General features: G+C 50.4%; 10 protein-coding genes. 5 read left to right on the forward strand and 5 right to left on the reverse strand.

The features are described 5' to 3' along the window. Positions 1–121: 121 nt before the first annotated feature. On the reverse strand, positions 122–397 hold the full coding sequence (gene yidD / locus BM412_RS14845; protein WP_091219294.1) for a membrane protein insertion efficiency factor YidD: 276 nt from the start codon (positions 395–397) through the stop codon (positions 122–124). A gap of 241 nt (positions 398–638) precedes the next feature. Between yidD and BM412_RS14850 the strand changes: the two genes are divergently transcribed. From BM412_RS14850 to BM412_RS14860, 3 genes are read left to right on the forward strand one after another with little or no spacing between them, the layout of a single operon-like run. Continuing rightward, the gene (locus tag BM412_RS14850) at positions 639–1,634 is read left to right on the forward strand and encodes a Gfo/Idh/MocA family protein (protein WP_091219297.1); all 996 of its coding nucleotides are present in this window, start codon (positions 639–641) and stop codon (positions 1,632–1,634) included. A 31-nt stretch (positions 1,635–1,665) separates the two neighbouring features. Continuing rightward, entirely contained in the window at positions 1,666–2,643 is a 978-nt protein-coding gene (locus tag BM412_RS14855) for an AraC family transcriptional regulator (protein WP_240548126.1), read from the forward strand. Beyond that, positions 2,640–3,728, forward strand: coding sequence for a Gfo/Idh/MocA family protein (locus BM412_RS14860; protein WP_091219300.1), 1,089 nt, complete (start codon positions 2,640–2,642; stop codon positions 3,726–3,728). Before BM412_RS14855 ends, BM412_RS14860 begins: the two co-directional genes overlap by 4 nt. Before the next feature lie 90 nt (positions 3,729–3,818). Here BM412_RS14860 and BM412_RS14865 read toward each other — a convergent pair whose 3' ends face one another. Beyond that, entirely contained in the window at positions 3,819–5,792 is a 1,974-nt protein-coding gene (locus tag BM412_RS14865; protein WP_091219303.1) for a stalk domain-containing protein, read from the reverse strand. A gap of 163 nt (positions 5,793–5,955) precedes the next feature. Next, on the reverse strand, positions 5,956–6,174 hold the full coding sequence (locus tag BM412_RS14870) for a hypothetical protein (protein ID WP_091219305.1): 219 nt from the start codon (positions 6,172–6,174) through the stop codon (positions 5,956–5,958). A gap of 121 nt (positions 6,175–6,295) precedes the next feature. Between BM412_RS14870 and BM412_RS14875 the strand changes: the two genes are divergently transcribed. Further along, a complete protein-coding gene (locus BM412_RS14875; RefSeq protein ID WP_371264791.1) occupies positions 6,296–6,955 on the forward strand; it encodes a YktB family protein in 660 nt (219 codons plus the stop codon). A 59-nt stretch (positions 6,956–7,014) separates the two neighbouring features. Here BM412_RS14875 and BM412_RS14880 read toward each other — a convergent pair whose 3' ends face one another. Then, on the reverse strand, positions 7,015–7,920 hold the full coding sequence (locus tag BM412_RS14880; RefSeq protein ID WP_091219310.1) for an AraC family transcriptional regulator: 906 nt from the start codon (positions 7,918–7,920) through the stop codon (positions 7,015–7,017). Between the two features lie 167 nt (positions 7,921–8,087). Between BM412_RS14880 and BM412_RS14885 the strand changes: the two genes are divergently transcribed. Further along, on the forward strand, positions 8,088–8,942 hold the full coding sequence (locus BM412_RS14885; protein WP_177245836.1) for a phytanoyl-CoA dioxygenase family protein: 855 nt from the start codon (positions 8,088–8,090) through the stop codon (positions 8,940–8,942). Between the two features lie 60 nt (positions 8,943–9,002). Here the strand turns inward: BM412_RS14885 and BM412_RS14890 are convergent, their stop codons facing one another. After that, a complete protein-coding gene (locus BM412_RS14890; RefSeq protein WP_371264792.1) occupies positions 9,003–12,026 on the reverse strand; it encodes an efflux RND transporter permease subunit in 3,024 nt (1,007 codons plus the stop codon). Positions 12,027–12,180: the final 154 nt, after the last annotated feature.

A 12,180-nucleotide genomic window follows, 5' to 3' on the forward strand; every position in this document is an offset into this window, starting at 1 on the left:
GACCATTTTCCAAAAGCTGCACCTTGCCGGCTTCCACCTGTCCCGGCTCTCTGGTTAGGTCATCTCTTTTGTACTTATCCGTTCATCGAACATCCTATTGGTAATGATTCTCTTGCGAAAACTATACCGAATCTTGCGTATCACTGTCAAGGCCGGCAGACGCCTGCCTCTCGCGTTCTTCGCGGGTCGGCGGCACATAATCGATCCCTCCGGGATGAAAGGGGTGACAGCGGCAAATGCGTCTGGCTGCCAGCCAGCTTCCGCGAAGCGGACCATGCTTATCGATTGCTTCCAGCGCGTAGGCGGAACAGGTCGGATAGAAACGGCAGGTTGGCGGCTTGATCGGCGAAATAAACCGGCGGTATACGTGAATCGGTGCTTTAATGATCGCTCGCATGGCCGCAGCCTCCTTTTGTTCTATTTTGACCTAATTTCATCTTAACGTCAATTTAACAAGTATATATTCCCCTTCCCTACTAGCAATGTCGTAATTTTATAGTTAATATGTCATAGTAACGTATTTAACAGCGGTTTCAATTGTGTTAGGGTTAAACCATGTCGCATAATCAGAGCACAAAAAACTGCGATCGCACGACATCATTACCCAAATTCAAGCACTTAACAGGAGGAATTTCTAGATGATTCGCGTAGGAATGCTTAGCTACTGGCATGTACATGCCTGGGATTACACCAAACAAGTTCAAGAAAATCCAAACACAGAGATCGTAGCTGTATGGGACGAGCTGCCAAACCGCGGTCAAGAAAATGCGGACAAACTGGGCGTACAATTCATCGCTGACCTGGATGAGCTGCTTGCTCGCACAGATATCGACGCTGTAGTTGTAGATACACCGACAAACATGCACCGCGACGTAATGGTGAAAGCCGCGCGGGCCGGCAAACATATTTTCACGGAGAAAGTTATCGCTCCAACGCTTAGCGAAGTAAACGAAATTATCGCTGCTGTTAATGAAGCAGGCGTGAAATTGACCGTTTCCCTTCCGCGTATCAACGATTCTTACACGCTTGCTGCACAAGAAGTGCTTAGCCAAGGCCTGCTTGGCGATTTGACTCAAGTGCGCGTTCGCTTGTCCCACAACGGTGCGACAGCCGGCTGGCTGCCAGAGCATTTCTACAACCTGGAGCAATGCGGCGGCGGCGCTCTGATCGATCTGGGCTGCCACCCGGTTTACCTGACTCGTTTGTTCCTCGGCTTGCCTGAGAGCGTTAATGCGACTTTCGGTCACGTTACAGGCAAAGAAGTTGATGACAACACCGTTACGACTTTGCGTTATGCAAACGGCGCATTCGGTATCGCGGAAGCGGGCTTCGTTAACGCGTGCTCCCCATTCTGCTTCGAAATCCATGGTACAGACGGATCGCTCCTATACGGCTTCCCGGACAATGCGGTTCGCGTACGCAGCACGAAATCGGATTCGCCGCAAGAGTGGGTAACGATCGACCAACCGGCTAACCGCATTCCTGCTTTCGATCAATGGGTAGGTCATATCTTGAATGACACAACTGCCGATGAGAACATCGCGCTTGCGATCGACCTGACGAAAATCATGGAAGCTTCCACGATTTCCGAGAACGAGAAACGTTCGGTATCCCTTTCCGAGCTGAAAAACTAAACGAATTTCCGAAGAAGGAGGTGGCAGCGCCTTGGCTAAACCGTTTACGTATTCAATCATGGCAACTCGCAGTGATGAAATAGATCGGCTGGACATTCAGTTCCGCTGGGGAGGGTACGGCTTTCGGGTACTTCGCTGCCATCTCGCTACCTTCTCTCCGGGCAAAATCGTTCGTTTCCACAAGCATTCGGAATACGAGTTTCATTTTATTCCCCGCGGCAAAGGTACTGTCATCATGGAAGACACGGTCCACCAGCTGCATGAAGGGCTGTTCTATTTAACCGGCCCGAATGTACTCCATCAGCAAGAAGCGGATGCCCGCGAAGCGATGGATGAGCTGTGTCTGCACATTGATATCGTGCCGATTCCCGAAAGTGATGATGAAGAAAGCTGGGGAGATCCTTGGGAACGCCATGAAGCGGAGAATTGCATTCAGGCGCTTAATAACCTGCCGCTGCGTCCGCATGTCGACCAGTACAATGCGATGTCTTGGTTTCTGTCGGCTTACCGCGCTTGGACGGAAGGACAGCCCGGTGCTTTCTCTTCGATCAAGCAATCGATCATTCAGATCTTGCTTCGCGCATCACGGATGTCGTCGGTTCCTAACGCTACGTTCAAACCGCCGTCAAGGAATATGAACGAGCACCGGTTTCGGATTGCCACCCAGTTTATTCATGATAACTATGCGCAGCCATTAACTCTTCAAGAGGTAGCTGAACGCATTCCGATCAGTGCAAGGCAGCTGCAGCGCATCTTCCGCGAGCAGGGTGAAGAATCATTCAGCGCGTATTTGGAAAATTACCGCCTCTCTCAAGTATGCTCCGCGATTATTGAAGGTCAGAATCCGATCGAGCATATCGCGCTTGAGCATGGTTTTGCCAGCAGCAATTATTTGTATTATGTCTTTAAGAAGCGGTTCAATATGACGCCGAGACAGTTCCGCATTCAGCATACGTCGGTGAAATCGTCCGGATTGGACGAGAAGTTAAAGGAGATGAATCGAAGTTGACCACTACGAAGCCTATTCGAATTGGGATTATCGGAAGCGGCGGTATCGCACATGCACATGTTCGTCAGTACAAACAGTTGCCGGGCGTTGAAATTGTTGCAGTCGCAGATGTCATTCCAGGCAAAGCCAAACAATTTACGGAATCGCTCTCATTAACAGATACGCAAGCTTTTGACAGTCACCGCAGTATGCTGGAATTGGATCTGGACGGAGTCAGCATTTGTACGCCTAACGTGTCCCATCATGCCACTACAGTTGATGCCCTTCGTGCCGGCAAGCAAGTTCTTCTTGAGAAGCCGATGTCCGTAACGTTGGCAGAAGCGGTTGATATGGTGCAAACCGCCCGCGAAACAGACCGTATGCTGACAATCGGCTTCCAGCCGCGCTATGACCCCAACATGAAGCTGGTTCAGGACATCGTGCAATCCGGCAAGCTCGGCAACGTCTATTACGTCGAAACCGGCGGCGGCCGCAGACGCGGCATGCCTGGCGGCACGTTCATCAGCAAAGCACTCGCCGGTGCCGGCGCAATGGCGGATATCGGCTGCTACTCGCTTGATATGGCCTTGAACGCACTTGGCTACCCGCGCCCGCTTACCGTTTCGGCATTTACAAGCAATCATTTCGGTACCAATCCGCTCTATCATCCCGAAGCAAGCAAGTTTGAAGTGGAAGACTTCGGCGTTGCGATGGTCCGTTTCGAGAACGATCTCGTGCTTCAGTTCAAGATTTCTTGGGCGATGCATATGGACTCGCTCGGTTCCACGATCTTCCTTGGCACCGATGGCGGTCTCAAAGTCAACCCTCACGGCTCAGGCAACTGGTCCGGCGTTTGGGATGGCAAAGTCGGCAGCATGACGTTGTACCATGATTTCATGGGCCAACAAACGTCTACGCCTGTACCTGCTATTGAACACAATAAAGACCTGTTCTTCGAGAAAGTCCGCGACTTCGTGGATGCGATTCGCGAAGGCCGCCCTGCCCCGATTCCGGGCGAGCAAATTATGATTCAGCAAGCGATTATCGACGGCGTTATTCGTTCCGCAGAGCTTCGCCGCGAAGTTGAAATCACACTGCCTTGGTAAGCTCATAAGCTGCCTGCGCATGACAAAAAAGCCTGCAAGCCCGGTACTCGCTCTACTTCAGAGCGTGTATCCAGCTTGCAGGCTTTTGTCTTACTTGCGGAATCCCGGCAGTGGCAGGAACAGCATGGCAACCGGTAAGTTGCTGCCCGCAGCTAACGTGAATACCATTTCGACAGACTCTTCCGAATTGCCGGTGCGGTATAGAACGACCGCTTCCTTATTGTCCTTCAGAATCGTCTCGTTCGCGACGGTGACCACCTGACCATTAATCATAAAGGCTCCGGTGTAGTACCCGCCTCTTGCATTCAGGGCAATCAGTGTATTAGGCGCCACATGCGGCAGGCGTAGTTTGTAGAGAACGCCGAAATTGCCGATGTTGTACTCTAATTGACCGCTTGTATCGTCAATGCCATCCAAATACGTATCCAGCTTCTTATCGCCCAGCATAATACGCTGCGGCGTTTCCCCTAGCGTATCATTCAGATCGATGTCGCGGTCTGCGTTGTAGAATGTCCCTCTGACATGCTTGCCGTCCCGCGGCATAACGGACAAGTTCGGCAGCTCTGCAATCGGGTTCTTGCCTGCGGCTACGACGACAATTTGGAATTTCAGCTCTTGGTCAGCGTAGATATCTGCATAAGCCGACAGAACTTCCATGATTTTCATCGGCGTTTTCGAAATTTCAGGAAGAATCTCTTTCGTTTCATGCGGTCTGATCGTCATCCATCTTGGAGAAGGATTCTCGCCGATTGACTTCAAGTAACGCACGGTAGAAAGCTTTCCGGTATTCACAACATACGGATCCGGACCACCGATGCCGATTGAGCTGGTGTTTACATTAACCGGCGTGCCGTTGTTGTTTGTTGCAAGCAAATACATTTTGACCGGATAACCGATGTTGTTCACATTGTGGAACATGAATCGTACTTGCCCCGTTAGCTGAGCCTCGTAAGCAATGCCCTCTTGAAGCAGCGTCTCCGGGCTGTTACTGCGCACCATCTGAGCCGATTCCGATTGGAAGGCATACGTCAGTGCCGGAATATTCAACACGGAATTGCTGTCTATACTGAATTTATCGCCAATTTTGGTGAACAATTTATTATATTCATCCCGTGTGTAGAGCACTTCCGACGTCACCGTGACCGTCTTCGTGACCGAATGAACCATGCCATGGCGATCCTCTACCTCAAGCGTAACCTGCTTATCGCCTGCTTCGAAGAAGGCCTTGTCATTGCCTGTCCATGTACGACGAACAATATTGTTCTCGTCATCGGTACTTTGATCGATATAGGTAATATTCTCACCGATCCGATAGCTGGATCGCTCTGTGGTAAAGTCGGCAACTGGCGCCTCATTCGGCGGTCTGACATCGACGGTTACAGCGAAAGGATCGCTCCATAAACCGTTAACATCTTGAACCTGTCTCGTAATAGTATAGATCCCCGCTTCCGGGAATACATCCATACGGCCTTCATACCGATCATCGACGAATGGCGCGTCCGTATAGTTAATCGAACGATCGATATACGCTACCGTTGTTTGTCCTGCATAAATTTCAGTCGGCTGTACTTCGAAGAACGCTTTTGGCTTCTTCGGAACGACAACGGTGTTCCAAGATAATGTAATTTGCTTTCCTGCTACTGCAATCGCACTGTCCGTGAGTATGCCCCATGAACGAAGCGGTACCATGAGGGAACCATTCAGAATATACGGCTTCCCCGTTAACTTAACAGGCGTGCCGCCGCGATATGCATACATGCTTCCAATCTTAAAACGAAGGACATTCGAAGAACCGGTTGCAATCGATTCCTTCTTCTTCGCATCATACGAAATGGCGTATCCGTAACGGGATGCGATGGAGCTAAACGGAATAAAAGTTGTATCTTTCACCGCGGTTACCGGTTGTGACGATTTGTATGACTTCCCATTATGCTTCATTACGTTACTGCCGATTTGCAAGATAAGCGTATCTGAAGCACCTTGAGCCGATGCCACTTCGCTAGTCAAGTTGGAGAAGGGGAATATCAGGAACGATAAGATCAGTATCCATTTCAACGATTTCATGCTGCGTCTCCTTTGTTCTCTCTTAGTTGCAGACAGCGTGTGTCGACGTGCGTGCTGCTGCTGTTTTGCCAGCCGCTCTTGTCACGTTAAACGTAACCCAGACTGGAAAAGTTGCGGGAGATTGGGAAGAGACAAGCTTTAGACACATCTGCAGAATCGTCGTTTAACCATTTACTCGCATGTTTATTAAGAAGAAAGTTGCCATTACTACAAATGCTATACTGGTAAATATAGCAACGATCATTCGGACTCTCTTGGCTTTGGCAAGCTTCATTTGATCCGATTGCTCCTTAGCTAACGTAACTGAACGATGAACAAATAAAAATACGATTGCGAGCGTTACAAATACCATGTTGGTTAAAAACCACAATTGCTGCCACATGCCTATACCTCTCCTAACCTTTCGCTTATGCATACTAGAGTAGACTAACGGAATCGGAGCGAGATTGCAAACATAGGCGGCTGCGATTATCATGAAGAAACGGCAATAATTGAAAAGGATGATGAATGAAATGGTGCTGCAAGCAACTTCAGAGACCGATGTATTCCCAGGCTTTACCGCCACTGATTTTGATGTATTCGAGGTTCCGGGCCTAGAAGCCCGCATGTCGTTATTAATTGAACGGATCCGGCCGAAACTCCACGAGCTCGGCGAGCGGCTGTCGCCTTTCTTAACGGAGCTGTGCGGCGAGCCGATGTTCCCTCACGTTGCCAAACATGCCCGCAGAACAATCAACCCGCCGAATGATACATGGATTGCGTTCGCGCCGGGCAAGCGCGGTTACAAGATGTTCCCGCATTTCCAGATCGGACTGTTCGGCTCGCATCTATTCGTGCAATTTGCCATTATTTACGAGTCGGATAACAAGTCGGTATTTGCCGAGCACGCGCTGAACCAATTGGACGACATTGCCAAGCATATCCCCGCCCATTATGTCTGGTCCGGCAATCATATGGTGCCGGGCGGCGATACGCAGGGTGAGCTTGGAGCTGACGGCCTTGTACAGCTGCTCCAGCGTCTTCGCACGGTGAAAGCCTCCGAGGCGCTCTGCGGCATCATTATCGACCGCAACGACCCTCTGCTGCGGGACGGCGAGGCGTTCATCAATAAAGTGAAGGAAACCTTCACGACGGTACTGCCGCTTTATAAAATGTCCTTCTAAATCCGTTTTACTTCAACTATAGGGCTGATTCCATCCTGTTCATCGCGACCAGGCCGGAGTCAGCCCTTCTCACTTTTCCTACGTCCCAGTCGGTATTCCTGCGGCGATAACGAGGTCCATCGCTTGAATTGCCTGCTGAATGCGCTTAATGAAGCAAAACCAAGCATTTCGCCGATCGTTTCCACGGCATGCCTGGATTGCACCAGCAGTTCCTCTGCTCTGCGCTGTTTCATCAATCCCAAGAAGCGTTTCGGCGCAATGCCGTACACCTTCTTGAATACCTCATTACAATGACTTCTGCTTATGAACAGCTGCTTCGCAATCTGATTAATTTCCAAGCCGGTGCCTATTGCCTCTAGCAGCTTCTGTTGAATCACATGGGCCAGCTCTACCTCGGAGGCATGTAGCCGTTTGCGATTCGATTGAACGCCGCTGCCCGTCTGCATTGTTGTCAGTTGCAGAGCCTGCAGCACCAAGCGCTGAACTGAAAGTTGAATGCTGTACTTTGCGAGTACGCCGAAGCCATCCACATTCACGGGAAGCGCAGCAAGTTCAACGTCGGTTTCGGATGGATCATTTCGCTTGATAAGGCCGAGAAGATCAGCGAACTCTTCCTCCAATTGTCCGAATCGCTGAGTCAGATGAACATAGTTCATATCTTTCAGTGCATTGGTCAGCTCCGGGTCTTCTATGCCGAAATGGACAGAGAAATACACGAACCCGCTGTTCGTTTCATTAATGGTACTGTGTTTAACCCCTGGACCGATCAGCAGCCAATCCCCTGCAGCCATCACCACAGACTCCCCGTGAATCCACTCAGAAAGCTGTCCCTTATAGCAATGCAGTAACTCATACCCGCTGTGCTCATGGAGCTGATAGGACCAGCCGGCTTCGACTTCCCTTAAATGGCAATCAGCCACTGCAATAACGCTGCGCAGCGTATGATAGTGAAATGGAATGACCATGGATGTTCGACCTCTTCATCGTAAAATGATCAACTGAATGTATATTCGCTGCTTCACACTCTATATTCTAACGACAAATGGTCAACTTGTAACGTGATATCGCCATAGTCTCCTCTCGTTCCATGATCGTACAATAGATGTATCAAGCACTAAGGGGAGAAGCGGCTATGCAGGTTCGTCTAAGTGAGGAACAGCTTCAATTTTATAAACGTCATCATTATGTTCATCTGAAGCATGTAGTTCCGGAGCAGGCTCTGGTGTTGGCAGAACGGATCATTAGCAAATGGGTCGATGATTTGGTGGAGTCCTGGTATGAACAGAAGCTGATTACCGATAAGAAACAAGAGCTGGACTTTCAGCATCGTCTCGTTCAGCTGTGGCAGGATGCGGGCAAACCAAAGTACGGACGCAGCCCTCGTCGCGACCTTGTGGGCAGAGACATGTACGATTTCGTGAAAAATCCCGCACTGCTCGATATTGCTGAGCAGCTGCTTGAAACGGAAGAGGTATCCGTCCATGGCATTTTTAATGCCAGACCGAAGCTGCCCGATCAGAAGTGGACGGATACGCCGTGGCATCAGGACGCTCAATATTACCGCGATGCCGAGAATACCCATGTTGTTTCGATTTGGATGCCATTGCAGCGCGTAACCGAGTATAACAGCTGTCTGCAGGTTGCGCCGGGATTCTTCGACCAAACGCTGCTGGATGGCGTTATCGACGAGGAGACGAACTTTCTGGGGCTTAAACGCGAGGATGCCGCGAAGCTTGTTGCGCTCTCCGTGGAAATGGAGCCGGGCGACGCGCTTTGTTTCACCCAGCTCCTCCCTCATCGGGCACTGCCGAACAAGTCGGATGCCGTGCGCTGGTCAATGGATATCCGCTATGAAGCAACTGCGGTCGCAACCGAGAGCGGCAAAGCGCAAGGGTTCATTGCCAGAAGTCCGGCGCAGCCTGAAAACGAAGCATCTTATGAAGAGTGGTTGAGCCAGTGGACGGCAATTCCTGCGGGAAGCTATTAACCGAAACGGAAAAAGCCTTACGTCTAAGCAAGACGTAAGGCTTTTCCGGTTATTCGCTTATTAAGCAGCTTTCGTCATCTTAGCAGCCAAGCGTTGGCGTTTCGCTTTGCGGAAGAAGAACAGCTCATAGATACATGGGATGATAAGCAGTGTAAGCAAGGTTGCTGCAGCCAAACCACCGATAACTACGATAGCCAAGCTTTGCGATACGATGCTTCCGCTCTCCGACGAACCGAATACGAGCGGCAGCATAGCCGAGATCGTCGCGATAGCCGTCATCAGAATTGGACGAGCACGCGTAACTGCTGCTTCTACCAATGCTTCGCGGATTCCCATCCGTTGTTCGTTCTGTTTCACGCGGTCTATCAGAACGATCGCGTTCGTGACTACGATACCGACGAGCATGAGCGCTCCGAACACCGCCGTGAAGTCAGGCGATACGTTCGATACGAGCAAAGCTACTACTGCGCCGATTGCCGCAAGCGGAAGCGAGCATAGAATAGCAAGCGGTGCACGCAAGGTTTTGAATGTGACTACCATGATCAAGTACACGATACCGATCGCAACCAGCATAATGATACCCAGATCAGCGAAGTCTGCCGATTGATCCGCAGAAGCGCCGCCAACCGTGAGCGTTACGCCTTCAGGCGCTTTAAGAGCATTCACTTGCTTCGTGATTTCTTTGCCGACGATCGACAATTGACTCGGATCGACGTCAGCCGTTACACGAACATAAGCTTTGCCATCTTTATGGTAGAACACGCTGGCCTGCTCGCTCTTCACAAGCTTCGCCACGGAAGAAACCTTGGCAGGGCCTTGCGCTGTCATCACGATCAGCTCACTCAGGTCATTCTCGGATTTCGGATCCGCTAGCGGCTGAAGAATAACGTTTGTTGTACGATTATCGATGTTCACTGTGCCAAGCGGGATTGGATTCATCATGCCTTGAAGCTGCTGGGCAACCTCTTGGCCTTTCGATTTCAAAGGATCCAATTGGAACGTATACACAGGTTTCATTTGTTCTTGATTCGACTTCACTTTAATAACGTCTTTTACCGGTTTAACGGCAGCCATCACTTGCTCTGCACCTTTGGAGATCGCATCGAGATCATCGCCGGATACGTCAACCACAACCTGAGTGGAGCTTCCGCCGCCGGCAAAGTCCATAGCACCGGCATTCAGATCGGCTCCCGGATAAGAGGCACGCTGACCTTTCACGTCGTTGATCAGCTTCTCAGCATCTGCGCCTTCCTTCATATCAACCAAATAAGTGACCAACGTAGGGGAAGTTACCTCGCCGTATTGCGCCCCGTCTGCACTGTTGCCGTTCTGCATGAGAACCCAGTCAATATCGTTGCGATCGTTCAGGAATGCTTCCAGCTTGCGTCCTTCTGCGATTACTTTATCCGTCGGGGTTTCGCTTGAATACTCCAAGGTTACGGATAAGTTCGCTGCGTTGGACGAATCAATGGCCCCTTTAGGCATCGACATGTAAGCACCGACGGAACCGACAAGCAACAGTACGGCAATGACTAGCGGAACCCATTTATGCTGCAAGTTCCAGTTTAGGAAATTGGCGAAACGTTTGGAGCCTTCGTGCTCTTTCATCTTCGTGTTGCGCAGCAGCACCGCGCTGAGAATCGGCACTACGGTCAGCGCAACAAGCAAGGATGCAAGAAGCGAGTAGGTTACGGTCAATGCGAATGGCAGCAGGAACGCTTGAAGCGAACCGCGCAGCAGACCCATTGGCAGGAATACGGCAACCGTTACAAGCGTGGAAGACGTAATCGCTGTTGCGACTTCTTTCGTTGCGTCCATAACCAAGCCAACCGAGAACGTTTCTTTCTGCAAGCGGCGATAAATATTCTCGATGACGACGATACTGTCATCCACGAGACGTCCAACCGCGACGGCCACGCCGCCGAGCGTAATAATGTTAAGCGTTACGCCGGAAACTTGAAGCAGGTAAAGCGTAATGCCGAGCGAGAGCGGGATCGATACGATCGTTACAAGCGTAGCTCTCAAATTACGCATGAACAGCAGAATTACGATTGTTGCGAAGAGTGCGCCCATCAAGACTTCACGAAGCATCGAGTTTACGGAATGCACCACTTGCTCCGATGTGCTCGAAAGTACTTTGATTTCAACGCCCTTCATCTCTTTGTTTAAGCGTTCCACTTCTTCTTGGACGCCATCGCCGACTTTAACCGCATTGGCATCCGCCGTTTTGGAAATCGTGAGCATGAGGACATTTGTGCCATCAAGGCTGCTGATGCTCTCTTGCTCGGTTTGCGCTTCCACTTTAGCGACATCGCCAAGCGTTACGCCTTCAGCGACCGGAAGCTTGCGAAGCGTATCCAGATCATTAATCGCCGCTTCGACATTGATGTTGCCGGATGCGCCGTCGATTGTTTTCTCGCCGATGGAAGCAGCAACGCCGCGGCCTTGAAGCACGCCCATCAGAGAAGCGAACGGAACGCCTTTCTCAGCCAGTTTAGCCGAATCCGGGATGACGGAAATGTTCGGGTTCGATTTGCCGCCGAGCGATACATCGCCTGCGCCATCTACCTTCTTAAAGGCATTGATCAGATCTTTCTCCATTTTCTCGCGGTCTTGCGCGGCTACACCGTCTAAGTTAATGGATACCCAAGAGATTGGGATCATGGAAGTGTTGAATTGTACAACATACGGAGGCATCACACGTTCAGGCAATTGAACCGAGCGAATCGCTGCCTCAACCTCCGCTTTTGCTTCCTTCATGTTTGTCTTCGAATCGAAAGCTAAGTCGATTTTGGAAAATCCATTACCGGAAGACGATGTCATGAGGCTCTTGCCTTTCACGAACTGCACCGCTTCCTCCAGTTTGGCTGTTACGCCGGTCTCCATCGATTTGGCATCGTAGCCAGGTCCGATTGCTGCAATGGTAACCATCGGATTATCAGCTTCAGGCAAGAACTCCATCGGAAGCCTGTAGTAGCTGATTACCCCCATCACGAGTGCCATTAGCACTACGAGTTTCATTGCGGCCTTATTGTTAAAAGCCCATTTGGTAATAAACTGCATTTCTACCTTTTCCCCTTTCATATGGTTCTCCTCAGAACTCCTTGTTAAAGAATACCTTTTTCCGATAGGGGATGTAAACGTCTGTAGACCAGTATTTATCCCCGACCTAAGACGGAGGCGAAAGTAAGTCTTGGGACAAAATGAGTGATTACTCACTTTACAGCGTGAGGTTCGA

The organism is Paenibacillus sp. BC26 (assembly GCF_900116125.1).
Classification (GTDB): Bacteria; Bacillota; Bacilli; order Paenibacillales; family Paenibacillaceae; genus Paenibacillus_Z; species Paenibacillus_Z lignilyticus.

Coding starts and splice junctions, on each gene's coding strand:
- yidD (WP_091219294.1), bottom strand. CDS start 397: ATGCGAGCGATCATTAAAGCACCGATTCACGTATACCGCCGGTTTATT.
- BM412_RS14850 (WP_091219297.1), top strand. CDS start 639: ATGATTCGCGTAGGAATGCTTAGCTACTGGCATGTACATGCCTGGGAT.
- BM412_RS14865 (WP_091219303.1), bottom strand. CDS start 5,792: ATGAAATCGTTGAAATGGATACTGATCTTATCGTTCCTGATATTCCCC.
- BM412_RS14870 (WP_091219305.1), bottom strand. CDS start 6,174: ATGTGGCAGCAATTGTGGTTTTTAACCAACATGGTATTTGTAACGCTC.
- BM412_RS14875 (WP_371264791.1), top strand. CDS start 6,296: ATGAATGAAATGGTGCTGCAAGCAACTTCAGAGACCGATGTATTCCCA.
- BM412_RS14880 (WP_091219310.1), bottom strand. CDS start 7,920: ATGGTCATTCCATTTCACTATCATACGCTGCGCAGCGTTATTGCAGTG.
- BM412_RS14885 (WP_177245836.1), top strand. CDS start 8,088: ATGCAGGTTCGTCTAAGTGAGGAACAGCTTCAATTTTATAAACGTCAT.
- BM412_RS14890 (WP_371264792.1), bottom strand. CDS start 12,026: ATGAAAGGGGAAAAGGTAGAAATGCAGTTTATTACCAAATGGGCTTTT.